This is a genomic window from Corynebacterium segmentosum, assembly GCF_900637825.1.
Taxonomy (GTDB): domain Bacteria; phylum Actinomycetota; class Actinomycetes; order Mycobacteriales; family Mycobacteriaceae; genus Corynebacterium; species Corynebacterium accolens.
The window spans coordinates 1323864-1347297 of sequence record NZ_LR134408.1 but is presented as its reverse complement, the minus strand read 5'-3'; the positions used below and the strand labels follow the sequence as shown (position 1 = coordinate 1347297).

The following is a 23434-nucleotide window of genomic DNA, read 5'->3' as shown; positions in this document are numbered from 1 at the left end:
GAGCCGTAACCAACAACGCCTCGGGCGATCGATGGATGATAAGTACGTCAAGCGGCGCCAGCGCGGCATCGCCGTGGTGGTCGCATCCGTCATCGTTATTCTAGGAGCTCTGATCTACATCGGAGTACGCATCGGCACTTCTTCGGCCGACTACGAAGGGGCCGGTAACGGCACCACGCAATTGGTGGAGGTCCCAGAAGGGTCCTCCATGTCCGAGCTGGGTCCCACGCTCGTGGAAAAGAATGTGGTCAAGACCCAAGAGGCATTCGACTCTGCGGCATCGATGAACCACAGCGCCAGCCAGATTCAACCTGGCTTCTACCGCCTGCAAGAAGAAATGAGTGCGGCGAATGCGGTAGAGGCATTGCTGGATGAAAACAACCGCGTGGACATGCTCGAGGTTCAAGGTGGTGCGACCCTGGAGGATGTCAAGGTCGTCGGTGGTGACGTGCGCTTTGGCATCTACTCTTTGATCTCACAGGTCAGCTGCGATGACGGCAACTGCCTGGAGAAGGAAGAGCTGGAGAAGGCAGCAGCGGAAACCGATCCTAAGGAGCTCGGCGCGCCCGATTGGGCACTGGATGCCATTAAGAAGCGCGGCAATGACCCGAAGCGTATTGAGGGCCTGATTGCCCCTGGTCAGTACGTGCTCGACCCGAATATGAGCGCCAAGGATATCTTGAAGGACCTCATTACCCGCTCTGCCAAGCGCTATGAAGAAACCGACATTGAAAACCGTGCCAAGGCCATTGGTCTTTCGCCGTACGAGCTTTTGACCTCTGCCTCCTTGGTGGAGCGCGAGGCACCTGCCGGCGAATTCGACAAGGTCGCCCGCGTTATCCTGAACCGCTTGGACGAGCCCATGCGCCTCGAGTTCGACTCCACCGTGAACTACGGTCTGGAGGATGTTGAGCTTGCCACCACCGATGAGGCACGTGCGGAGAAGACGCCGTGGAATACCTACGCCAAGGAAGGCCTGCCGGATACGCCGATTTCCTCGCCTTCTGATGAGGCAATCCGCGCCATGGAAGAACCGGCCGAAGGTAATTGGAAGTTCTTCGTCACCGTGGATAAGGACGGCACCACCGTGTTCTCTGATACCTACGATGAGCACCTGGATCGCGTGGACGATGCCATCCGCTCCGGCGTCCTCGACTCGCAGCGCGAGGGCGAAGGGGCAGGTGCCGGCAACGGAGATGCCGCCTCAGATCAACCGGCTGAGTAGGCACTAGGCCGCAGCCAGAAAGGTAGACGCTCTTCATGCCGCGCGCCGCAGTACTCGGTAGCCCCATCGCACACTCGTTATCGCCTATCCTGCACAACGCGGGGTATGCAGCAGTGGGGCTCAAGGAGTGGTCCTATACCCGCTTTGAGGTGACGGCCGATACCCTTGTCCCATTCTTGGAAGAATGCGGCCCCGAGTACCGCGGCTTTTCCGTCACCATGCCCGGTAAGTTCGCCGCGCTCGAGGTTGCGGAAGAACGAAGCGATAGGGCGCAGCTTATCGGGTCCGCCAATACCTTGGTGCGCACCGAACATGGGTGGCGCGCGGACAATACCGATACCGAGGGCGTGCGCGGCGCCTTGCAAGAACTCATTGGGCTCCGCCCCGTGTCTCAGGCCCTTATCATCGGCGCGGGCGGAACTTCCCGTCCAGCGCTGTGGGCTCTGGCAGAACGCGGAATCGACCAAGTCACCATCTTGAACCGCTCGAACCGTCAAGCAGAACTCCAGCCCTTGGCCGAGCGGCTCGGGCTCAATTTGCAGTATGCAACCTTTGACGATGACCTCGAGGACCTTTCCCGCTCCGCGGATTTGATTATTTCCACCGTGCCTTCGGCGGCGTTAGAGGATTATCGCTTCCAGCTTGCCCACGCCCCAGTGCTCGATGTGATTTATCACCCGTGGCCTACGACGCTCGCCGCCTGCGCCGCCGCGAATGGCTACTTCACCGTGGGAGGGCATGTCATGTTGGCACATCAAGCATTTAGCCAATTCGAGCAATTCACCGGGCTTACCGCTCCGCGCGAAGAGATGGTTGCGGCCCTGCAGGAAGAGCTTCGCCTGCGCAACCTATAACCACGCTGGGAATACGCCCATGTGCGCCGTCTTGCCATGAAGAGCGGCAAGGCGGCGCTTAGCCTTATGCCATGGGTATTTTCGGGGGAATAGTTTATGGCCTGTGGGCGTCTGCGCTGTCCTGGTGGGATATCCGTGAGCAGCGCTTGCCCGATGCACTGACCATCCCCGCTGGTGTTCTAGCGGTCACTTTTGCCAATTGGGGCGGGTTATTGTGGCCGTTGTTGTACCTCCTCGTGGCGCTGCGGGGCGCTGGCATCGGCGGGGGAGATATTAAATTGGCCCTGCCATTGGGCATGCTCGTTGGTGCCTCGGCAGGCCCGCTGGCGGTTATCATCGCCTGTGGCGGTGCCGCTGTATTCACGTTGATCGCAAGCGGCATCGCGCGGGCCAAGGCTGGTGTGCCCCACGGGCCCTCGATGCTCGTGGCCGCCGGGCTGGTCATCGCCGTGCATACCCTCTTTGAGGGGGAGGCGAATATATTGGGGTGCCTAGTTATTCCCTGTGGATAGGTGGCGTGCGATAATACCCGCATGCTTCGTTGGACTACCGCTGGTGAATCCCACGGCCAGGCACTGATCTCCATGCTGGAGCACATGCCGGCCGGAGTGCCCATTACCCGTGCTGATATTTCCCATCAGCTTGCGCGGCGCCGCCTTGGATATGGCCGCGGTGCGCGCATGAAGTTTGAAGCGGATGAGGTCACGCTGCTGGGCGGCGTACGCCATGGGCTGACCATTGGTAGCCCCATTGCCATCATGATTGGCAATACCGAGTGGCCGAAGTGGACCACCGTCATGTCCGCAGATCCCATCGATATGGACGATGAGGACGTAGCCAAAGCGATGAATTCGGGCCGGGGTGCGCCCTTGCAGCGCCCGCGGCCAGGCCACGCCGATTTCGCCGGCATGGTGAAATATAACCACAGCGAAGCCCGCCCCATCTTGGAGCGTTCTTCTGCGCGGGAAACCGCCGCACGCGTTGCCGCCGCGACTGTAGCGCGCAACTTCCTGCGGGAAACGCTAGGCGTTGAAGTCTTCTCCCAGGTGATTTCCATCGGCGCATCGCAGCCCTATGTGGGTGCTTCCCCGAGCTTTGCGGATATCGAGGACATCGACAACTCGCCGGTGCGCGCCTTTGACAAGGACGCCGAATCCGCGATGATTTCAGAGATTGAAGCCGCCAAGAAGCAGGGCGATACCTTAGGCGGCATCGTCGAGGTAATCGTCGATGGCCTCCCCATTGGCCTCGGCTCACATATCTCGGGCGATGACCGCTTGGATGCGCAGCTGGCCGGAGCATTGATGGGCATCCAGGCGATTAAGGGCGTTGAAATCGGCGATGGCTTTGAAGAGGCGCGTCGGCGCGGCTCCGAAGCCCACGATGAAATAGTCCGCACCGAGGACGGCGTGACTCGCCTGAGCAACCGTGCCGGCGGCTTGGAAGGCGGCATGACTAACGGGCAGCAATTGCGGGTCCGCGCCGCCATGAAACCGATTTCCACGGTGCCGCGTGCTTTGCAGACGATCGATATGGAATCGGGTGCCGATGCCACCGCAATTCACCAGCGCTCAGATGTTTGCGCCGTGCCGGCAGCAGGAGTTGTGGCTGAGGCCATGGTCTCCCTCGTGCTAGCGCGCGCAGTTTTAGATAAATTTGGCGGGGATAGTTTGAGCGAAACCTCCCGCGCCATTGCTGCATATGAAGAATACGTTTCGCAGCGACTCGCCTTTAACCAGGAGTAAATGATGACAACGCCAACCGATGTAACGGGACAACCGCATCCTTGCGTCGTATTGATTGGCCCGCCCGGGGCGGGAAAGTCCACGATTGGCCGCCGGCTTTCGCATGCGCTGAATTGCGATCTGGTGGATTCGGATCACCTGATCGAAATGGCCGAGGGAAAACCCTGCGGCGAGGTCTTTAGTGAGAAAGGCGAACCGGCGTTTCGCGAGCTCGAGGCCGAACATGTCGCTGAAGCCCTGCAGAAGGGCGGGGTAGTAAGCCTTGGTGGGGGCGCGGTGATGACGGCCTCTACGCGCGAGCTTCTGGAGCGCCACACCGTCGTCTTCCTCGATATTTCCGCAGAAGAAGGCGCGCGCCGCACGGCTGACGATCGCAACCGTCCGGTATTAGCGGCGGATAATCCGGTTGAACATTATCGTTCCATCGTGGAAACGCGTAGGCCCTTTTACCTGGAGGTAGCCGATTTTCGCGTGCGCACGGATGCTCGCTCCCCGCAGCAGGTCGTGGGCGATATCCTGGGCTTTTTAGAAACCCTCTAGGCGGGGCAGTTACACCTATCCGCGCAATCCTGCAGGCTGAAGCTCCGTAGAAAGGACACCATCATGCCTACCATCGCCGTTAACGGACCGAGCCCGTATGAGGTCCGCATTGGAGCGGGTCTTAGCGAAGATATCGCGCGGCGCTGCGCGGACACGGGGGCTGATAAGGCAGCAATCATCTTCCAACCGGCCCTGCGCACCGCAGCAGAAGAGCTCGCGAAATCCGTAGAAGGACAGGGCGTCACCCCCGTCTTGTGCGAGGTGCCGGATGCTGAGGCGGCCAAGCAACTGAGCGTGGTGGGAGGCGTATGGGACCGCCTTGGTGAGGCCGGCTTTAGCCGCAGCGATATCGTCATTGGTGTAGGCGGCGGGGCAACCACGGATATGGCAGGCTTTGTCGCCGCCGGATGGATGCGCGGAATCAAAGTGATTCAGGTCCCTACGACCCTTCTCGCCATGGTTGATGCCGCGGTGGGCGGGAAAACTGGAATTAATACGAAGGCCGGGAAGAACCTCGTCGGCGCCTTCCACGAGCCGGACTCTGTATTCGTTGATCTGGAGCGCCTAGAGACCCTCCCACAGGCGGAGATCGTGGCTGGTTCCGCGGAGATCATTAAGACCGGGTTCATTCATGATCCGGTCATCGTGGAACGTTATGTGGAAAATCCAGGTGCTTGCCTTGACCCACGCGGTGTCCTGCCCGAACTGATTGAGCGGTCCATCGCGGTGAAGGCAGCGGTGGTGGGAGAGGATCTTAAGGAAGCCGGGCTGCGCGAGACCCTCAATTATGGGCATACCTTTGGCCACGCCATAGAAAGGCAGGAAAACTATGCGTGGCGCCACGGCAATGCGGTAGCCGTAGGCATGATGTTCATTGCGAACCTTTCCCACCAGCGGGGCCTGATAGATGCGGAACTCGTGGAATTGCACCGCAGCATCCTGACCAATATCGGCCTGCCTACGACGTATCAATTCGGGAAATTCGCGGAACTATATGAGGCGATGACCCACGATAAGAAAAACCGCGACGGCAAGATCCGCTTCGTGGCGCTAACCGGAATCGGCGCGACGACGCGGATAGAGGGTCCGACGCGCGAAGAACTAGAAGCGGCATATGCCGCTATCACGGAGTAGATATGAAAATCGTTGTTCTCAATGGCCCGAACCTCAATAGGTTGGGCAAGCGCCAACCAGACGTATACGGTTCTACGACGTTAAGCGATGTTGAAAAGCTCGTGTCCGAGCGTGCGGCGAAGCACGGGGCAGAGGTCGAGTTTTTCCAGTCTAATTTTGAAGGCGAGCTCATTGAGAAGGTCCATGCGGCCGCCGATGCCGGCAGCGCGGTCATCATAAACCCAGGTGGGCTGACGCATACCTCCGTTGCCTTGCGCGACGCCCTGGCAGAGATTGCCGATGGCGCCGGTTTCGTGGAGGTGCATATCTCCAACGTGCATGCCCGGGAAGAATTCCGCCATCATTCTTATCTAAGCCCCATTGCCCGCGGCGTCATCGCCGGCCTAGGGGTCTTTGGATACTGCGCCGCGGTGGACTATCTGTGCCAATAAGTACCGGCCAGATCCATGCCCCTCCGGCGCGGATGGAAAGAAGGCTTCGAACCTAGCCACCTGCGCCGCGGAAATAGTTATAGTGGAAGAATAAATTTTTTTAAGCTTCACTACGTTCCCGCAAAGGATGATTTTATGGCACTTGCAGATACCCGTTTCAGCGATCGCCGCCGGAAGCTAGCGGCCGAATTAGCTGGTCAGCGCATTGATGTGGTATTGGTAACCCACTTGATCCACGTCCGCTACTTGTCTGGATTCTCCGGCTCCAACGGTGCGCTATTGCTGCGCAAGGATCTCTCCGCGCTCATGGCTACCGATGGCCGCTATACCACCCAGATTGCCCAGGAAGTCCCGGACCTGGAGGCCGTAGAGGGCCGTGCTGTGGGCAAGGTGCTTCTGCAGCAATTCGACAAGGATGAGACCCCGGTTCGCGTCGGCTTCGAAGCTGACTACATGTCCGTATCGGAACTAGAAGATCTGAAGGATTCCGCACCGGAAGGGGTCACCTTGGTGCCGGTTTCCGGAATCATCGAGGATATCCGCCTTACCAAGGATCCTGTCGAGCTAGAAAAGCTCGAGGAGATCGCGGCGCTTGCTAACCAGGCATTGGAAGATCTTCTTGCCGCCGGCGAGTTGCGGGCGGGCCGCACGGAGCGCGAAGTTGCCGCAGACTTGGAATTCCGCATGCGCATCCTAGGCTCGGAGCGAGTGAGCTTCGATACCATCGTGGCCTCTGGCCCGAACTCCGCCATGCCGCACCACGGCGCGGACGACCGCGTGATCGAGGACGGGGACTTGGTCACCATCGACTTCGGCGCTCACCTGCGCGGATTTAACTCCGACTGCACCCGCACCTATGTCGTGGGCACGGCAAATGACTTTGCCAAGGAGATCTACGATCTGGTGCTGCGCGCCCAGCAGGCTGGCGTGGAGGCTGCGGTAGCGGGCACGTCGCTTTCCGATGTCGACGCCGCCTGCCGCAACGTTATCGCCGACGCCGGATACGGCGACTACTTCGTCCACTCCACCGGACACGGCGTGGGCTTGGACGTGCACGAAGCACCCTTTGCCGCCACGACCGGTAAGGGTGAGCTGGCGCCAGGGATGACGCTGACCATCGAGCCGGGCGTGTATGTGCCGGGCAAGGGCGGTGTGCGCATCGAAGATACGCTGATTATCACCGATGGGGCCCCGAAGATCATTACCGCCGCCTCCAAGGACTTTACTGAGCTACCCGCATAGGTAGGCTTGGCCCCTGCGGCTCCTCCCTTTCCGGGGAGGAGATTTTAGGGGGGTACCGGTGGGCCAGCGGGTGCGGGCTATCCGGTAGGCTTATACTTTGCTTTCAACCTTTCAACCACAATATTCGGGAGTTTAACCGCAATGGCTGATACTACTGATTTCAAGAACGGACTCGTTCTCAAGATTGACAACAAGCTGATGCAGATTACCGAGTTTCAGCATGTGAAGCCGGGCAAGGGCCCAGCATTCGTGCGCACCAAGCTGAAGGACGTTGTCTCCGGAAAGACCGTGGACAAGACCTGGAACTCGGGCGTCAAGGTAGAAACCGCTACGGTGGACCGTCGCGATATGACCTACCTGTACAACGACGGCACCAGCTATGTCGTCATGGATGAAAAGACCTTCGAGCAGTTCGAGCTTTCGCCGGAGAAGTTTGGCGATGCCGCACGTTTCCTGCTGGAAAACATGCGCGTGCAGGTCTCCTTCTACGAGGATGAGGCATTGTTCGCAGAGCTTCCTATCTCCGTCGACCTCAAGGTAGAGCACACCGAGCCAGGCCTGCAGGGGGACCGTTCCTCCGGCGGCACCAAGCCCGCCACGCTGGAGACCGGCGCCGAGATTCAGGTCCCGCTGTTCATTGAAATCGGCAATGTACTAAAGATCGATACCCGCACCGGCGAGTACCTGTCCCGCGTCAACAACTAGGGCCTTATCTTGTCTGATAACACTGCTAAGCGGGATATCAATCATAAACGGCATACCGCGCGCTACCGGGCGCGCCGGCGCGCAGCGGATATCCTCTATGAAGCGGAGAACAGGGACGTTGATCCCGTTGCCATCGTTGAGGACCGCGTTGCCTTGGCGCGCGAGGATCGCCACGCGGTAGCGCCGATCGCGGATTACACCAAGGTCATCGTCCAAGGTGTCGCAGAAGAGCTAGACGCTATCGATGACACGATCTCGCGGTACCTTTCCCAGAACTGGGAGCTGCACCGGATCCCCGCCGTCGATCGCGCAATCTTGCGCCTTTCGGTCTGGGAGCTGTTGTTTAATCCGGACGTTCCCACCGCGACGGCCGTCGTCGAAGGCGTGGAGCTGGCCTCGCAGTATTCCCACGATCAAGCCGCACCGTATATCCACGCGGTCTTGGATGACGTCGCGCAATCTCGTTCTGAGCTAAGCCCGATGAATAACGGCGGCGATGAGGAAGAAAGCGACGCCGCGGAATCCGAAGACTCCCAAGAGGACTCTGCGGACTCGACGCACACAGAGGCGCCAGGGGAGTCCGAGGACAAAGGGGAGTCAGCCCCGGCTGCGGAAGCGGAAGCAGACGCGGAAGAGGAAAACTCTTAGCCCGTTCCCCGTCTCCCGCTGCGCTGTGCCGCGGGAGACAACCGGTTCGCACGGCCCATACCGTGGCGTTTGTACACTGTTTGTCATGGGTAAATTTAAGATCAAAGATGCGCTCGATCTCCGCGCCGGAAAAACCTTCAAGCTTGCCGATGTCGATCCCACGGCGACTCCAGGTTTCGATGGCTCAAAGTCTGACTTAGAAGACCGCTTCAAACGCTATGACAATGAGCTCTATGATTTGCAGGAGCGCCTTTTTGCCAATGGCAGGGCGCATAGCGATGACGCACCTTCGCTCTTAGTGGTCCTGCAAGGCATGGATACCTCCGGCAAAGGCGGGGCGATTCGTCACGTCTTTTCCGTCTTTGATCCGCAGGGCACCAAGACCGTGGGTTTTGGTAAGCCCACGGAAGAGGAAATGGAACACGATTTCCTGTGGCGCATCCGCAAACACGATCCGGTTCCTGGCCAAGTAGTGGCCTTTGATCGTTCCCACTATGAAGACGTCTTGATCCAACGCGTGCACGAGTGGGTAGATGAGGAAGAGATCGATCGCCGCTTCGAGGCGATTCGTGAGTATGAGCAAGAGCTCGCCGGAAAGCGGGTAAAGATCTTGAAGGTCTTTTTGCACATCTCGCCGGATTTCCAAAAGGAAAACCTCATCGAGCGGACCGAGCGCGAGGACAAGTACTGGAAGTACGACCCTTCAGATCTTGAAGAGCGCGGCTATTGGGATAAATACATGGCCGCCTATGAAGATGCCATCCGCCGGACGGATGAGCTCTGGGCACCGTGGTTTGTTATCCCCACGGATAATAAGAAGTACGCGCGCATGGCCTTGAAATATCTCATCGTCGATGCACTGCGGCACCTGAACCTGTCGTGGCCCGCGCCCGAATTCGATCCGGAGGCAGAAAAGCAGCGCATTCTAGATGCGGACTAGGCACTAGCCGCCCAAAAACCCGCACCGTCGCCGCGCCATAGCACGCGAGTGCGCGAGGCGGGCGAAACAAGTGCGGGGAGGCGCTTAGAGAAAAGGCAGGCTAGGCGTTTCCGGACGGCGTGGAGTTGTCCTCGCCGTTATTGCCAGCCTTCGCCGCGGTTTCAGAACCGAGCTTGGCCATTTCTTCGGCGGCAGAAACCATGGCGTCCTGGCCGTTGATGACGGCATCGACGGCCTTCTTCAAAGCGGTGGTGAGTTGCTCATCGGTCATTCCGGCGGCGGCGGGAATATCGCGCTCGGTGCGGACGACGAGCATATCGTCGTGCTCAGAAATAACTGCTCGCGCGCCGAATGCTACAGAGTTGATCTGGTTGGCGGCGAGGAAGAGTCCGGCATCGGCCTTGGAGAACGAGGCATCGGTTGGCACATCGCAGCGCACGATGACAACGGAATCCAGGACCGCAAACATGGTGGGCAGGCCATTGAGGTTGGCGGTGGCGGCGTCAATTTCGCCTTCCACCTTGGTCAGCTCAATGTCGAAGGTGCCCATGGCAGCTACGACGCGGTCTAGATCGACCTCGGGCAAATTGTTTTCGGTAGATGCGGTGGATGCATTAGTCATGGTTATGCTCCTCCCAGGTGACAAGCTGTGGGTAGTGCTCTTCAACAAAAGCCATGGACTGCAGCATGGAGTCCAAGGTGGACATCACGAAGGCACCGATCTGGTTGCGGGACAGGCCATGGGAAATGTTGATTTCGCGCACGCCGGAGACGGCCAGATTGTTTTCGGACGATTCAAAAAAGCGCAGGGTGGGCGCGAAGTGCTGCTGGTTCCACTTATTGAGGACCATGAGCAGTTGCGGGCCTTCCGAGGCTGGGGCGTTGCCGCGCCAGACGGAGTCTGCGACGAGGACATCGTCACGCACCTGCAAGGCAATGGCGATATTGGAAAAGCCGGTGCGCAGGATCTTTACCGTCTCGCCTTCGCCGACGGTCTGTTCTTCTACGCGGTACTCGAGCTTTTCGGAGTCAAAAATTTCACCGATGCGCTCTAGGGTGACATCCTCAATGGGCGTATCGGGATACAGGGTTGGTTCTTCAGACACGTAAGTAGTCTCAATCCATGTACTAATCGGGGATAATGGTCAACCCTGCCTAGTTTACCTAACTCATAGCGCTCCTACGGCGACTCCCACAGGCTTTCGCCGCCGAGTTCGTGCGCCAAGGCGGCGTCGATGGTGGGGTAGCGGAAGGTATGGCTTATGTCCTCGAGCACCTGTGGCTTCACCCGCTGGTCGGCCAAGGCGAGTTCTTGCGCGCCTTGCTTGCCCAGGGGCAAAGCGGGTCCGAATTGGGGGATCGGCAGGATGGTGGGTCGGTGCAATTCGGATCCCAAGGCGGATACGAAGTCCTTATTGAGCACCGGGTTTGGTGATACCCCATTGACCGGACCCTTAAGGTTCTCATCCACGATGGCGCGTATATAGGAGTCGGTGAGATCGTCTAAGGCGACCCAGCTGTACCAAAAGTTGCCGTCACCAAAGGCGCCGCCAAGCCCTGTGGAAAACAGCGCGCGCAACAGCGGTAGCAGGCCGGAATTGCCGGACATCACGATGCCGGTGCGGATATTGACCACGCGCTTCCCGGCCTCGCGGGCGGGGTCGCAGGCTTTCTCCCAGTCCGCTGCGACATCGGCAAGAAAGCCCTCGCCGCGCTCGGCGTCCTCGGTTAGCAGCTCATCGCCGCGCTCGGAACCGTAGAAGCCGATGGCAGAGGCACATACCATGGCCTGCACGGAATCGGTGGCGGCCACTAGGCGGGCGAGGTTTTCGGTGGGGCCCACGCGGGAGTCGCGGATATCGGACTTGTGGCTGTCGTTGAAGCGCCCAAAGATGGGCTCGCCGGCTAGGTGTACGAGCACGTCGACGCCCTCGAGGAGATCGGGCCGCGGGTGGTGCGGGCGCCACTCGCGCTGGCCGTCCTCCGCCGTGCCGCGCACGAGCGGGATCACGGTGTGGCCCAGGGTTTGTAGCTGCGCGGTCAGGGCGCTGCCCACGCTGCCGCGCGAGCCGGTGATGGCGATGGTCAACGGCTTGTGGCCGAGCTGGCCTTCGCGCAGGCGGTTTTCAAAGGCAATATCCTGGATGAGCTGGTGTTGCCGGTAGGCGAATACCGAGGTGAGGGCGGTGGCGGGAATGCGGGTATCTACCTTGTCCGTAATCAGCGTCCCGTCTGGGTGATCGGCAAAACGGTGCGTATGGCGCCACTTGGCAAATTTGCGGATGGGGGCGTTGACGCACACATCGCTGAAACTATAGCCGGCCTGGTAGCGCGCAAGGTCGTGCTGAGCCGTCCACTGCAAACCACCGGGCAGGGCGAGCAGGGAGGTGCCAGTGCCCAGATCGGTGGCCTGCTGCACCGGCTTCAACAAGGTGAAGGGGGCGTTCAGGCGCGTGAGCGCCCCTGGCCGGGTATGCCATTGCCAGACGTGTTCGCGGGAGGCTGGGACTACGTGCTGCGCGGAGAAACTCACTGCGTGATGCACCTCTTTCGGCTAAGCCTCACCCACGGGGTGGGTAAGGTGCTAGAGTAATACGTGTCTATCAGCATAGACGTCTACAAGTTCATTGACAGGCATCCTTTAAGGACCGCACCGTGAGGCGGGGAAGGAGGTCACGATGAGTGGAACTGACGTGAACGCGAACGAATTGGAGCTTTTAAGCGCCGATGATGTCTCGCGTACCGTTGCACGCATCGCGCACCAGATTATTGAAAAGACGGCGCTCGATTCCGCGGAGGCCCCGCGGGTCATTTTGCTGGGCATTCCCTCAGGCGGAGTGCCCCTAGCGGAGCGCCTCGCGCAAAAGATACACGAGTTTTCCGGGGTCCCCGTTCCATGGGGCTCGCTCGACATCACGTTGTACAGGGACGATTTGCGCAATTTCCCGCACCGCGCCCTGCAACCGACCTCCATCCCAGACGGAGGCATCGATAATGCCACGGTCATCTTGGTCGATGATGTCCTTTATTCCGGCCGCACCATCCGCGCCGCCCTCGATGCAGTGGGCGATGTTGGCCGGCCCTCGATTATCCAGTTGGCCGTATTGGTTGACCGCGGGCACCGCGAAGTCCCCATCCGCGCCGATTATGTGGGCAAGAACCTGCCCACGGCGCGGGAAGAGGATGTCTCCGTATATATCCAAGACATTGATGGCCGCGATGCCGTTGTCCTCACCCGCTCTACGTCCGCGGGCGATACCGCGCAGATAAGGGGAACGCACTCATGAAACACCTCATTGATAGCGCGGAACTATCCCGCGCAGAGATCATCGGCCTGCTGGATGAGGCCGATCGCTTCCGCGAGGCGCTCGATGGCCGCGAGGTCAAAAAACTGCCGACGCTGCGCGGGCGCACGATTTATACACTTTTCTATGAAAACTCCACGCGCACGCGCTCGTCCTTTGAAACGGCCGGCAAGTGGATGTCCGCTGATGTTATCAACCTCTCGGCGTCGACCTCCTCTGTGAAAAAGGGCGAGTCCCTCAAAGATACGGGCCTGACGCTGGCGGCCATCGGTGCCGATGCCATCATCATGCGCCACCCGTCCTCCGGCGCGCCGCAACAGCTGGCCCAGTGGGTGGACCCAGATGGCAACGGCCCCGCCGTCATCAACGCCGGCGACGGCGCACACCAGCACCCGACGCAGGCCTTGCTCGATGCCGTCACGATGCGCCAGCGCCTGGGCCTGCGCGGCGATAATGGCTTTGAGGGCCTGAAGGTAAAGATTGTGGGCGATTGCCTGCACTCGCGCGTGGTGCGCTCAAACGTGGATCTCCTGCACACCCTAGGCGCGGAGGTCACCCTCGTGGGACCCGCGACCTTGATGCCGTGGGGTGTGGACAAGTGGCCGGTCCGCGTGTCCTATGACTTTGATGCAGAGCTTGCGGATGCCGATGTCGTGATGATGCTGCGCGTGCAGCAAGAGCGCATGGACGGTGGCTTCTTCCCCTCCCACCGCGAGTACGCGCAGCTCTTTGGGCTCTCGCAGCAGCGCGCCGCGGCGCTGCACAAGGATGCCATTGTCATGCACCCAGGTCCCATGCTGCGCGGCATGGAGATTAACTACGCCGTGGCCGATATGGATAAAACCACGGTATTGCAGCAGGTCAACAACGGTGTCCACATGCGCATGGCAGTGCTTTTTACGCTGCTGACCAATGGGGACAACGCCGGGATTTAATTCGGGCAGACCAAAGCCACGTAAAAGGGAGAGAAAATGACTACGTACCCAGCTACCGGCCGGCTGTCCGCACCGGCCGAGAACCCACTACTGATTAAAAATATTCGCCTGTACGGGGAAGGCGAGCCCACCAACGTCCTCGTCCGCGGTGGCGTTATTGACTCCATCGGCCCCGAGGTGCAGGCAGACGGTGCTGCCGAGACCATTGAGGGCGGCGGCAACGTGTTGCTGCCTGGCCTGGTTGACATGCACGTGCACCTGCGCGAGCCAGGCCGCGAGGATACCGAGACCATCGAGTCCGGTTCCAAGGCCGCGGCCAAGGGCGGGTTTACCGCGGTGTTTACCATGGCCAATACCACGCCTGTGACGGATCAGCCCATCATCGCCGAATCCGTATGGGCAAAGTCCCAGGCACTAGGGCTATGCGATGTCCACCCGGTCGGCTCCATCACCAAGGGCCTGGAAGGCAAGTCCTTGACGGAGTTCGGTATGATGGCGCGCAGCGATGCCAAGGTGCGCATGTTCTCTGATGACGGCAAGTGCGTGCAAAACCCACAGCTCATGCGCCGCGCGCTCGAATACGCCAAGGGCATGGACGTGCTACTGGCCCAGCACGCCGAGGATGACCGCATGACCGGTGGGTCTTCCGCCCACGAGGGCGAAAACGCCGCACGGTTGGGCCTGCGCGGCTGGCCGCGCGTGGCAGAAGAATCCATCGTTGCCCGCGACGCCCTGCTCGCCCGCGATTACGGCAACCGCGTGCACATCTGCCACGCCTCCACGCAGGGCACGGTGGAGCTCCTGCAGTGGGCGAAAGAGCACGATATTCCGCTTACCGCAGAGGTCACCCCGCACCACCTTCTTATGACCGATGACAAGCTGCGCACCTATGACGGCCTTTTCCGCGTGAACCCGCCGCTGCGCGAACAGCGCGATACGCAGGCGCTGCGCCAGGCGCTTCTTGATGGCACCATTGACTGCGTCGCCACGGACCACGCGCCGCACGGCTCCGAAGACAAGTGCGTAGAATTCGAAAATGCGCGCCCCGGAATGCTGGGTTTGGAGTCCTCGCTGGCGGTCATCGCCAAGCTCTTTGTGGAAACCGGCCTGGCGGACTGGCGCTTTATCGCCCGCGTCATGTCTGAGCGCCCCGCCGAAATCACGCGCCTGCCAGGCCACGGTCGCCCCTTGGAAGTGGGGGAGCCTGCCAACCTGACCATCGTTGACCCACAACACCACTGGGTATCCGATTCCGCGCATCTTGCATCCAAGTCCCAGAACAACCCCTATGCGGGCGAGGAATTCGGCGCGCGGGTTACCCACACCATCTTGCGCGGCTCGGTAACGTTCGATCTGAACGCCGCAACCCATGACTAACCTTGCACACAGCACCCAATCAAGGCACAGAAAGGCCACGACGTGACTGATAAAACCCCAGCAATCCTCGTCCTTGCGGATGGGCGTACCTTCCGTGGCTACGGCTTCGGCGCTACCGGCACCACCCTCGGTGAGGCCGTATTTACCACCGCGATGACCGGTTACCAGGAAACGATGACGGATCCGTCCTACCACCGCCAAATCGTCGTTTCCGCCGCCCCGCACATTGGCAATACCGGCTGGAACGATGAGGACAACGAGTCCCACGGCAATAATATTTGGGTCGCAGGCCTGGTTATCCGCGATCTGTCCCGCCGCGTATCCAGCTGGCGCGCCGAGCGCAGCTTGAGCGAAGAAATGCAGGCCCAAGGCGTCATCGGCATCCGCGGCATCGATACCCGCACCCTGGTGCGCCACCTGCGCAACTATGGTTCCATCTCCGCGGGCCTCTTCTCCGGCGAGGCCGCCACCCGGCCCGTCGAGGAACTCCTCGAGGAAGTAAAGAGCCAATCCTCCATGGAGGGCGCGGATCTTGCCGCCGAGGTATCCACCGATAAGCCCTATGTTGTTGAGGCCCAAGGAGAAAAGAAGCATACCATCGTCGCCTTTGACATGGGCGTGAAGTCCGCAACGCCGCGCTACCTCTCCCAGCGCGGCATCGAGACCATCGTAGTGCCGTCAACGACCACCTTTGCAGAAGTTCAGTCCTATAACCCGGATGGCGTCTTTGTCTCCAACGGCCCGGGTGACCCAGCTACCGCCGATGACACCGTTGCCACCATCAAAAAGGTGCTCGCGGCGGACATCCCGTTCTTTGGCATCTGCTTTGGCAACCAGCTGCTCGGGCGCGCGCTGGGCCTAGATACCTACAAGATGAAATTCGGACACCGCGGCATCAACGTCCCGGTACGCAACCTGCTGACTGGCAAGATCGACATCACCTCCCAAAACCACGGCTTCGCGCTGCAGGCGCCAGATAATTACGACCTGGCCGATAAGGACGCCGAATTCGCTTCGGACTTCGGCCCGGCCCACATCACGCACATCTGCTTGAACGATGACACGGTCGAGGGCGTCGCCCTGCGCAATGGCAAGGCTTTTTCGGTGCAGTACCACCCGGAATCCGCTGCCGGCCCGCACGATGCCAACCCGCTTTTTGATCAATTCTTAGAGCTCATGGCCAACCACACCCCGAAAAAGTAGTCACCCAGGAAAAGGAAGAAATATTATGCCAAAGCGCACTGACATTAATCACGTCCTGGTCATCGGCTCCGGGCCCATCGTCATCGGCCAGGCCTGCGAGTTCGACTACTCCGGAACCCAGGCCTGCCGCGTCCTCAAGGACGAAGGCCTGCGCGTGACCCTGGTGAACTCGAACCCGGCCACCATCATGACCGACCCCGAGTTCGCCGACCACACCTACGTCGAGCCCATCGAGCCGGAATACATCGAAAAGATCCTGGTCAAGGAGACCGAGGAAGGCCACCCCATCGACGCCGTGCTGGCTACCTTGGGCGGGCAAACCGCGCTCAACGCCGCGGTGCAGCTGGACCGCCAGGGCATATTGGATAAGTACGATATCGAGCTCATCGGCGCCGATATTGATGCCATCGAGCGCGGCGAAGACCGCCAAAAGTTCAAGGATATCGTGGCCTCGGTAGGCGGGGAATCCGCCCGCTCGGCGGTGTGCCATAACATGGATGAGGTCCACGAGACCGTCGACAAGCTCGGCTTGCCCGTCGTGGTGCGCCCGTCCTTTACCATGGGTGGCCTGGGCTCTGGCCTGGCCTTCAATAACGAGGATCTGGATCGCATCGCCGGCGGCGGTCTTGCGGCCTCGCCGGAGGCCAACGTGCTCATCGAGGAATCCATCCTCGGCTGGAAAGAATTCGAGCTCGAGCTCATGCGCGATGGTGATGACAATGTGGTCGTCGTCGCCTCCATCGAAAACGTCGATGCCCTGGGCGTGCACACCGGTGACTCCGTGACCGTGGCGCCGGCGCTGACGCTGACGGACCGCGAGTTCCAGAAGATGCGCGATCTGGGCATCGACATCATCCGCGAGGTGGGCGTTGATACCGGCGGCTGCAATATCCAGTTCGCCTTGAACCCGGATGATGGCCGCATCATCGTCATCGAGATGAACCCGCGCGTCTCCCGCTCCTCGGCGCTGGCATCCAAGGCCACGGGTTTTCCCATTGCCAAGCTGGCCGCGAAATTGGCCATCGGCTACACCTTGGACGAGGTGCAAAATGACATCACCGGCGAAACCCAGGCGGCGTTCGAGCCGACCTTGGACTATGTCATTGTCAAGGCGCCCCGCTTTGCCTTCGAGAAATTCCCCGGCGCCGATGACACCTTGACCACCACGATGAAATCGGTGGGCGAGGCCATGGGCATCGGCCGCAACTACATCTCCGGCCTGAATAAGGTCATGCGCTCGCTGGAAAACAAGCCCAACGGGTTCTGGACCAAGCCCGATGAGTATTTTGCGGGCGAGCGCGCCGCCGACGTGCAGGCGGTGCTCAAGGATCTCGAGCGCCCCACCGAAGGCCGCATGTACGATATCGAGCTGGCCCTGCGCCTTGGCGCTACGGTCGACGAGGTCCACGAGGCCTCCGGCGTGGACCCATGGTTCATCGCGGAGCTCGAGGGCCTGGTGGAATTCCGCCAGGAGCTTGTCGATGCCCCCGTGCTCACCGAGCAGCTCCTGCGCGAGGCCAAGGTCTTTGGGCTTTCCGATGCCCAAATTGCCGCCCTGCGTCCCGAGTTCAACGGCGAAGACGGCGTGCGCAGCCTGCGCTGGCGCATGGGCATTCGGCCCGTCTTCAAGACCGTCGATACGTGCGCCGGCGAGTTCGAGGCGCAAACGCCGTACCACTACAGCTCTTATGAGCTGGATCCTGATGCCGAAACCGAGGTGCACCCAGCACCGGAAGGCTCGAAGGGCAAGGTCATCATCTTAGGCTCTGGTCCGAACCGCATTGGCCAGGGCATCGAATTCGACTACTCCTGCGTGCACGCCGCCCTTGAGCTTTCCCGCAAGGGCTATGAGACCGTGATGGTCAACTGCAACCCTGAGACGGTATCGACCGACTATGACACCGCTGATCGCCTGTACTTCGAGCCGCTGACCTTCGAAGACGTCATGGAGGTCTACCACGCAGAGGCAGCCTCCGGCGAGGTCGCCGGCGTGTTGGTGCAGCTGGGCGGCCAAACCCCGCTGGGCCTGGCAGAGCGCCTCGACGCCGCCGGCGTGCCCGTGGTGGGCACCAGCCCCGCGGCCATCGACTCCGCCGAGGACCGCGGCGAATTCGGCAAGGTCCTCGATGAAGCAGAGCTGGCAGCGCCATCGTATGGCACCGCCACCTCCTTCGAGGAGGCCCGGAAGGTCGCAGCCTCCATCGGCTATCCGGTTCTGGTTCGTCCTTCCTACGTCTTGGGCGGCAGCGGCATGGAAATCGTCTACGATGAGCAGTCGCTGGAGAACTATATCGAGCGCGCCACCGAGCTCTCCCCAGACCACCCGGTCTTGGTGGACCGCTTCTTGGACTCGGCCATCGAGATCGATGTCGACGCCCTGTGCGACGGCAACGAGGTCTACTTGGGCGGCGTGATGGAGCACATCGAGGAAGCCGGCGTTCACTCCGGCGACTCCTCGTGCGCCCTGCCGCCGATGACGCTGGGGCCAGAGGACATCGACAAGGTGCGCGAATCCACGCGCCGCTTGGCCGAGGGCATTGGCGTGAAGGGCCTGATGAACGTCCAGTTCGCCTTGAAGGACGATGTCCTTTATGTCATCGAGGCCAACCCGCGCGCCTCGCGCACCGTTCCGTTCGTGTCCAAGGCGACCGGCGTGCCGCTGGCTAAGGCTGCCGCCCGCATCATGATGGGATCCACCATCGCGGAGCTGCGGGAAGAAGGCCTAATCCCATCGGCCTACGATGGCGGCTCCTTGCCGCTTGACCACCCGATTGCGGTCAAGGAAGCGGTCTTGCCCTTCGAGCGCTTCCGCCGGCCAGACGGTAGCCTGCTGGATACCCTGTTGTCGCCGGAGATGAAGTCCACCGGTGAGGTGATGGGCCTAGCCACCAACTTCGGTGCAGCCTACGCCAAGGGCGAAATCGCTGCCTTTGCCGTGCCACCCACGGAAGGAACCATCTTCGTCTCCGTGGCCAACCGGGATAAGCGCACCCTGATTTTCCCCATCCAGCGCTTGGCGCGCATGGGATACAACATCGTCGCCACCGCCGGTACCGCGCAAATGCTGCGCCGCAACGGCATCGAGTGCGAGGTTGCCGTCAAGGTCTCTGAGGCCAAGGAAGGCGAAGAATCCATCGTGGACAAGATTTTCAACGGCGAGATTGACTGGATCCTCAATACGCCGGCCGGCTCTGCCGGTGCGCGCCACGACGGCTACGATATCCGCGCCGCAGCGGTGCACATGGGCCTACCGCTCGTCACGGTGGTCCAGGGCATTACGGCGGCGGTGCAGGGCATCGAGGCGCTGCGCCAGGGTGATTTGCAGGTCCGCGCACTTCAGGAGCTTGAGCATGGCCCACGCAACTAAATCCTTCGGCCAGCGCCTAGTAGACGCCGGCCGCGAGCGCGGGCGGCTTTGCGTAGGCATCGACCCGCACCCGTACCTCTTAGAGCACTGGGGGCTGGATAATACCGCGGAGGGCCTGCGCACCTTCAGCCTGCGCTGCGTCGAGGCCTTTGCAGATACCGCTGCCTTGGTAAAGCCGCAGGTGGCCTTCTTCGAACGCTTCGGTGCCGCAGGCTTTGCGGTCTTGGAAGAAACGCTGGCCGGCCTGCGCGAGGCAGGGTGCCTCACGGTAGCAGATGCCAAGCGCGGCGATATCGGCTCCACCATGGAAGGCTATGGCGATGCCTGGCTAGGGGAGACCTCGCCGCTGCGCGCTGATTCGGTGACCTTATCGCCGTATCTCGGCGTAGGGGCGCTGGGCGCGGCCATTGCCACAGCACTAGAAAACAACCGCGGCGTCTTCGTCTTGGCGGCCACCTCTAATCCAGAGGCGCGCGCCATTCAAGCGGTTCCTGCGGGCACGGCGGACTCGATTGCCCAGGCCGTGGTGGACGAGTGCGCCACCTTCAATGCCACAGCACTTGAGGCCGGCGTGGCTGGAAGCGTGGGCGTTGTGGTGGGCGCGACCGTCGAGAACCCACCCCGCTTGGACGCGCTTAATGGCCCGGTGCTGCTTCCCGGCGTCGGCGCCCAGGGGGCGGGTCCCGCGCAGGTGCACTCCATTGTGTCTGCGTGCCCGCAGCTTGGGTTCGCCAATGTCTCGCGCGCCGTTTTGCAACGCGGCCCCCAGGTCGATGACCTGCGCAAAGCGGTGATCGATACCGCAGACCAATTCCGGGATTAGAACACGCGGCGGGGCCAATTAACGGCCGCGCCGTTTACCTGGTATTTTGGTCTAGGCATGTGCGTTGACGTGCTAAAACGAGAGGCCCATCTGGGTCGCCTATCGTCATCGTGTCACTAGCGGTGCTAGGATAATCAGAAGTCGGTGTGCTCGAAGGTTCAGGGTAACTTTCCGCGGTATTTCCATCGCGTTTGGCAACCGGAATCTGGTACCAAGTATCAGAAGTAATAGAAGCAATCTAATGAATCGGAGGAAACTCGTGGCCCTTCCAAAGTTGACTGATGAGCAGCGTAAGGAAGCTCTCGCAAAGGCCGCTGAGGCCCGCAAGGCTCGCGCTGAGCTCAAGGCTGCGCTTAAGCGCGGCGAGACCGACCTGAAGGACGTGCTGGAAAAGGCTGAGACCGATGAGATCATCGGCAAGACCAAGGTTTCCGCACTCCTCGAGGCTCTGCCTAAGGTTGGCAAGGTCAAGGCCAAGGAAATCATGGAAGATCTGGAGATTGCGCAGACCCGTCGCCTGCGCGGTCTGGGTGAGCGCCAGCGTCGTGCTCTGCTTGAGCGCTTCGGTTACGACGACGAATAATCACGTCTATGGCTGACGCAACTGCTCGCGGTCGCCTCGTCGTGTTGGCGGGTCCTTCCGCAGTGGGGAAATCCACCGTAGTCTCGCGTCTACGGCATGACGTCGAGGGGCTGTATTTCAGCGTGTCTATGACAACGCGCCAGCCCCGCCCCGGGGAGCAAGATGGCGTGGATTATTTCTTCGTCACCCCTGAGGCCTTTCAGGAACGCATTGATGCCGGTGAGATGCTCGAATGGGCAGATATTCACGGCGGATTGCAGCGTTCCGGAACACCCGCCCGGCCCGTAGAAGAGGCCTTGGACGCCGGTCGCCCGGTTCTCGTCGAGGTCGATTTGGCCGGTGCGCGCAGCGTTCGCAAGGCCTTGCCGGAAGCGGATTTGGTCTTCTTGGCACCGCCTTCGTGGGAGGTGTTAGTAGAGCGCCTGACCGGTCGCGGTACCGAACCGCAAGACGTCATTGATCGTAGGTTGCACACTGCGTACGAGGAACTAGCTGCACAGGATGAGTTTGATCACGTTGTGGTCAATGAAAACCTAGATGAGGCAGTGGCCGCCATTAGTGATATCCTGCGTGGATAGACTCTTCTTTTGACCATCTTCAACCAATGTAAAGGTGCATGTGACTAACGTGACCACCCCTTCTAACACTGAATCCGCGAAGTCGGAACCGGTATTTGATGACCCGATTGGCATTACGGACCCGCCAATCGATGAGCTGTTGGACAAGGTTTCTTCCAAGTACGCCTTGGTAATTTTCGCTGCCAAGCGTGCGCGCCAGATCAATAGCTACTACCAAGAGCAAGATGAAGGCGTCTTTGAGTTCGTCGGCCCACTGGTTAACCCAGAGCCCGGCGAGAAGCCACTGTCCATCGCGCTGCGCGAAATCGACGCAGGTCTGTTGGACCACGAGGAAGGCAAGTAAGTAGCGCGCTTTTGCGTGCGCACCTTGTGCCTCATTTCAGCCCCGTCCGGCCAAGCCCACTTGGTTTCACTTCTGTGGAACTAACGTGGTGGCCGGGCGGGGCTCTTGTCATGCCTGCACGGTACGATTGTGCGATGTGACTGACTTAAATTCTCCTCGCAATATCGTGTTGGGCGTTGCCGGTGGCATCGCCGCGTATAAGGCTTGCCACTTGGTGCGCAATTTCAAAGAACATGGCGATAATGTCCGCGTCGTTCCTACACAAAGCGCATTGAACTTCGTAGGGGCCGCCACTTTTGAGGCATTATCCGGAAATCCCGTCTCAACGAGTGTTTTTGAGGCGGTCGAGGACGTTCAACACGTAGCTGTAGGCCAGGAAGCCGATGCCGTGGTCATCGCCCCTGCCACGGCTGACCTCATTGCGCGCTTGGCTGCGGGCCGCGCCGATGATCTCTTGACCGCGACCGTGCTGGTGGCAACGTGTCCCATCATCGTGGCGCCCGCCATGCACACCGAAATGTGGAATAACCCAGCGACACAAGACAACGTAAAGACCCTGCGCCGGCGCGGAATTACCGTCATGGAACCAGCGCACGGGCGCCTTACGGGTAAGGATACGGGCGCAGGCAGGCTGCCGGATCCAGAACAGATTGCGGCCATCGCGCGAACCGAGCTCGCGGGTTTTCATATCGATCACAGCTGGGCGGGGCTGAAGGTGGTCATTTCTGCCGGTGGCACCCAAGAGGAATTGGACCCGGTTCGCTATTTAGGAAACCGTTCCTCCGGCAGGCAGGGGTATGCGCTGGCAGAGGTGGCCGCACACAAGGGCGCGGATGTCACGATTGTGGCCGGCAATACCGCGGAGTTGCCGGTACCGAGCGGGGCTACGATCCGGAATATCGTTTCCGCCCAAGACTTGGAGGCCGCGATGCGCGAGGAATCCCGCGATGCCGATATCGTCATCATGGCCGCGGCGGTCGCGGATTACCGGCCCGCGAACGTGGCTGAGTCCAAAATGAAAAAGGGCAAGGCGGATGATGCGCTCGCGACGCTAGAGATGGTGGAAAACCCAGATATCTTGAAGTCTCTCGTGGCAGCGCGCGAGGAGGGCGAGGTGCCGCAAAAGTGCGTCATCGTCGGTTTCGCGGCCGAGACGGGGGATGGCGATTCTTCGGCGCTGGATTACGCGAAAGAAAAGTTTGCGCGCAAGGGGTGCGACGTACTGATGGCCAATGAGGTGGGCCGCGGCGTGACCTTTGGCCAGGAAAACAGCGAGGGGTGGATTCTGCGGCGAAACGAGGAACCGCAGCGCGTAGAGCACGGATCTAAGCAGGTCGTCGCGGCGCAGATTCTGGCCGCCGTGAATGAAATGATTGAACCGGGAAATTAAATATTGCGTTTATAGACCGCTTGGTCTAGGGTTGCCTTGTAATGGGTTGGGGCAGAATGCCTCGGT

Annotated in this window: 24 protein-coding genes; 21 read left to right on the top strand and 3 right to left on the bottom strand. The window is 60.5% G+C overall.

From position 1 onward, the window contains the following. Positions 1 to 31 precede the first annotated feature (31 nt). The 11 genes from mltG to EL217_RS06420 all read left to right on the top strand — a co-directional run bounded on the left by mltG (position 32) and on the right by EL217_RS06420 (position 9464). Positions 32 to 1225: an endolytic transglycosylase MltG gene (gene mltG, locus EL217_RS06470; RefSeq protein WP_005283219.1), complete on the top strand. Its 1194-nt coding sequence runs from the start codon at positions 32 to 34 to the stop codon at positions 1223 to 1225. A gap of 35 nt (positions 1226 to 1260) precedes the next feature. Further along, positions 1261 to 2079 carry a shikimate dehydrogenase gene (locus tag EL217_RS06465; protein WP_126319133.1) on the top strand — a complete coding sequence of 273 codons (819 nt, stop codon included), beginning with the start codon at positions 1261 to 1263 and terminating at the stop codon, positions 2077 to 2079. A 71-nt stretch (positions 2080 to 2150) separates the two neighbouring features. Beyond that, positions 2151 to 2591 carry an A24 family peptidase gene (locus EL217_RS06460; RefSeq protein WP_126319131.1) on the top strand — a complete coding sequence of 147 codons (441 nt, stop codon included), beginning with the start codon at positions 2151 to 2153 and terminating at the stop codon, positions 2589 to 2591. Positions 2592 to 2612: 21 nt separating this feature from the next. Further along, positions 2613 to 3824: a chorismate synthase gene (gene aroC, locus EL217_RS06455; protein WP_126319129.1), complete on the top strand. Its 1212-nt coding sequence runs from the start codon at positions 2613 to 2615 to the stop codon at positions 3822 to 3824. Beyond that, the gene (locus EL217_RS06450; protein ID WP_126319127.1) at positions 3825 to 4364 is read left to right on the top strand and encodes a shikimate kinase; all 540 of its coding nucleotides are present in this window, start codon (positions 3825 to 3827) and stop codon (positions 4362 to 4364) included. It abuts the gene before it with no gap. Positions 4365 to 4427: 63 nt separating this feature from the next. Next, on the top strand, positions 4428 to 5498 hold the full coding sequence (gene aroB / locus EL217_RS06445; protein WP_126319125.1) for a 3-dehydroquinate synthase: 1071 nt from the start codon (positions 4428 to 4430) through the stop codon (positions 5496 to 5498). A gap of 2 nt (positions 5499 to 5500) precedes the next feature. After that, entirely contained in the window at positions 5501 to 5929 is a 429-nt protein-coding gene (gene aroQ, locus EL217_RS06440) for a type II 3-dehydroquinate dehydratase (protein ID WP_126319123.1), read from the top strand. 135 nt (positions 5930 to 6064) lie between these two features. After that, a complete protein-coding gene (locus EL217_RS06435; protein WP_126319121.1) occupies positions 6065 to 7171 on the top strand; it encodes a M24 family metallopeptidase in 1107 nt (368 codons plus the stop codon). Between the two features lie 141 nt (positions 7172 to 7312). Beyond that, on the top strand, positions 7313 to 7876 hold the full coding sequence (efp, locus tag EL217_RS06430; RefSeq protein ID WP_005283196.1) for an elongation factor P: 564 nt from the start codon (positions 7313 to 7315) through the stop codon (positions 7874 to 7876). A gap of 36 nt (positions 7877 to 7912) precedes the next feature. Further along, positions 7913 to 8524: a transcription antitermination factor NusB gene (gene nusB / locus EL217_RS06425; protein WP_420026261.1), complete on the top strand. Its 612-nt coding sequence runs from the start codon at positions 7913 to 7915 to the stop codon at positions 8522 to 8524. Positions 8525 to 8609: 85 nt separating this feature from the next. Beyond that, positions 8610 to 9464, top strand: coding sequence for a PPK2 family polyphosphate kinase (locus tag EL217_RS06420; RefSeq protein WP_126319118.1), 855 nt, complete (start codon positions 8610 to 8612; stop codon positions 9462 to 9464). Positions 9465 to 9564: 100 nt separating this feature from the next. Here EL217_RS06420 and EL217_RS06415 read toward each other — a convergent pair whose 3' ends face one another. The 3 genes from EL217_RS06415 to EL217_RS06405 form a co-directional block, all read right to left on the bottom strand. After that, a complete protein-coding gene (locus tag EL217_RS06415; protein WP_005283188.1) occupies positions 9565 to 10086 on the bottom strand; it encodes a YbjN domain-containing protein in 522 nt (173 codons plus the stop codon). Further along, a complete protein-coding gene (locus EL217_RS06410) occupies positions 10079 to 10570 on the bottom strand; it encodes a YbjN domain-containing protein (protein WP_005283185.1) in 492 nt (163 codons plus the stop codon). Before EL217_RS06410 ends, EL217_RS06415 begins: the two co-directional genes overlap by 8 nt. A 74-nt stretch (positions 10571 to 10644) precedes the next feature. Next, on the bottom strand, positions 10645 to 11997 hold the full coding sequence (locus tag EL217_RS06405) for a TIGR01777 family oxidoreductase (RefSeq protein WP_126319116.1): 1353 nt from the start codon (positions 11995 to 11997) through the stop codon (positions 10645 to 10647). Between the two features lie 145 nt (positions 11998 to 12142). Between EL217_RS06405 and pyrR the strand changes: the two genes are divergently transcribed. The 10 genes from pyrR (at position 12143) to coaBC (ending at position 23368) form a co-directional block, all read left to right on the top strand. Continuing rightward, positions 12143 to 12751, top strand: a complete 609-nt coding sequence (gene pyrR / locus EL217_RS06400) for a bifunctional pyr operon transcriptional regulator/uracil phosphoribosyltransferase PyrR (RefSeq protein WP_126319114.1) — start codon at positions 12143 to 12145, stop codon at positions 12749 to 12751. After that, positions 12748 to 13704 carry an aspartate carbamoyltransferase catalytic subunit gene (locus EL217_RS06395; protein WP_005279061.1) on the top strand — a complete coding sequence of 319 codons (957 nt, stop codon included), beginning with the start codon at positions 12748 to 12750 and terminating at the stop codon, positions 13702 to 13704. The genes pyrR and EL217_RS06395 overlap by 4 nt, the downstream gene beginning before the upstream one ends. A gap of 36 nt (positions 13705 to 13740) precedes the next feature. Continuing rightward, on the top strand, positions 13741 to 15081 hold the full coding sequence (locus EL217_RS06390) for a dihydroorotase (protein WP_126319112.1): 1341 nt from the start codon (positions 13741 to 13743) through the stop codon (positions 15079 to 15081). Between the two features lie 42 nt (positions 15082 to 15123). Further along, entirely contained in the window at positions 15124 to 16284 is a 1161-nt protein-coding gene (gene carA, locus EL217_RS06385) for a glutamine-hydrolyzing carbamoyl-phosphate synthase small subunit (RefSeq protein ID WP_023030688.1), read from the top strand. 25 nt (positions 16285 to 16309) lie between these two features. Further along, on the top strand, positions 16310 to 19651 hold the full coding sequence (gene carB / locus EL217_RS06380) for a carbamoyl-phosphate synthase large subunit (RefSeq protein WP_023030689.1): 3342 nt from the start codon (positions 16310 to 16312) through the stop codon (positions 19649 to 19651). Next, complete coding sequence (gene pyrF, locus EL217_RS06375) at positions 19635 to 20474, top strand: orotidine-5'-phosphate decarboxylase (protein ID WP_126319110.1); 840 nt, start codon at positions 19635 to 19637, stop codon at positions 20472 to 20474. Before carB ends, pyrF begins: the two co-directional genes overlap by 17 nt. A gap of 259 nt (positions 20475 to 20733) precedes the next feature. After that, positions 20734 to 21057 (top strand): integration host factor, actinobacterial type, encoded by a 324-nt coding sequence (mihF, locus tag EL217_RS06370; protein ID WP_023017443.1) that lies wholly within the window; start codon positions 20734 to 20736, stop codon positions 21055 to 21057. 8 nt (positions 21058 to 21065) lie between these two features. Next, positions 21066 to 21635 (top strand): guanylate kinase, encoded by a 570-nt coding sequence (gene gmk, locus EL217_RS06365; protein ID WP_005283138.1) that lies wholly within the window; start codon positions 21066 to 21068, stop codon positions 21633 to 21635. Positions 21636 to 21675: 40 nt separating this feature from the next. Continuing rightward, positions 21676 to 21978 carry a DNA-directed RNA polymerase subunit omega gene (rpoZ, locus tag EL217_RS06360; protein ID WP_005279075.1) on the top strand — a complete coding sequence of 101 codons (303 nt, stop codon included), beginning with the start codon at positions 21676 to 21678 and terminating at the stop codon, positions 21976 to 21978. A 136-nt stretch (positions 21979 to 22114) separates the two neighbouring features. Further along, positions 22115 to 23368, top strand: coding sequence for a bifunctional phosphopantothenoylcysteine decarboxylase/phosphopantothenate--cysteine ligase CoaBC (gene coaBC / locus EL217_RS06355; RefSeq protein WP_126319108.1), 1254 nt, complete (start codon positions 22115 to 22117; stop codon positions 23366 to 23368). Positions 23369 to 23434: the final 66 nt, after the last annotated feature.

Excerpts from the sequence above, each read along its gene's own strand:
- mltG (WP_005283219.1), top strand. The coding sequence starts at position 32 with ATGGATGATAAGTACGTCAAGCGGCGCCAGCGCGGCATCGCCGTGGTG.
- EL217_RS06465 (WP_126319133.1), top strand. The coding sequence starts at position 1,261 with ATGCCGCGCGCCGCAGTACTCGGTAGCCCCATCGCACACTCGTTATCG.
- EL217_RS06460 (WP_126319131.1), top strand. The coding sequence starts at position 2,151 with ATGGGTATTTTCGGGGGAATAGTTTATGGCCTGTGGGCGTCTGCGCTG.
- aroC (WP_126319129.1), top strand. The coding sequence starts at position 2,613 with ATGCTTCGTTGGACTACCGCTGGTGAATCCCACGGCCAGGCACTGATC.
- EL217_RS06450 (WP_126319127.1), top strand. The coding sequence starts at position 3,825 with ATGATGACAACGCCAACCGATGTAACGGGACAACCGCATCCTTGCGTC.
- aroB (WP_126319125.1), top strand. The coding sequence starts at position 4,428 with ATGCCTACCATCGCCGTTAACGGACCGAGCCCGTATGAGGTCCGCATT.
- aroQ (WP_126319123.1), top strand. The coding sequence starts at position 5,501 with ATGAAAATCGTTGTTCTCAATGGCCCGAACCTCAATAGGTTGGGCAAG.
- EL217_RS06435 (WP_126319121.1), top strand. The coding sequence starts at position 6,065 with ATGGCACTTGCAGATACCCGTTTCAGCGATCGCCGCCGGAAGCTAGCG.
- efp (WP_005283196.1), top strand. The coding sequence starts at position 7,313 with ATGGCTGATACTACTGATTTCAAGAACGGACTCGTTCTCAAGATTGAC.
- EL217_RS06420 (WP_126319118.1), top strand. The coding sequence starts at position 8,610 with ATGGGTAAATTTAAGATCAAAGATGCGCTCGATCTCCGCGCCGGAAAA.
- EL217_RS06415 (WP_005283188.1), bottom strand. The coding sequence starts at position 10,086 with ATGACTAATGCATCCACCGCATCTACCGAAAACAATTTGCCCGAGGTC.
- pyrR (WP_126319114.1), top strand. The coding sequence starts at position 12,143 with ATGAGTGGAACTGACGTGAACGCGAACGAATTGGAGCTTTTAAGCGCC.
- EL217_RS06395 (WP_005279061.1), top strand. The coding sequence starts at position 12,748 with ATGAAACACCTCATTGATAGCGCGGAACTATCCCGCGCAGAGATCATC.
- EL217_RS06390 (WP_126319112.1), top strand. The coding sequence starts at position 13,741 with ATGACTACGTACCCAGCTACCGGCCGGCTGTCCGCACCGGCCGAGAAC.
- carB (WP_023030689.1), top strand. The coding sequence starts at position 16,310 with ATGCCAAAGCGCACTGACATTAATCACGTCCTGGTCATCGGCTCCGGG.
- pyrF (WP_126319110.1), top strand. The coding sequence starts at position 19,635 with ATGGCCCACGCAACTAAATCCTTCGGCCAGCGCCTAGTAGACGCCGGC.
- gmk (WP_005283138.1), top strand. The coding sequence starts at position 21,066 with ATGGCTGACGCAACTGCTCGCGGTCGCCTCGTCGTGTTGGCGGGTCCT.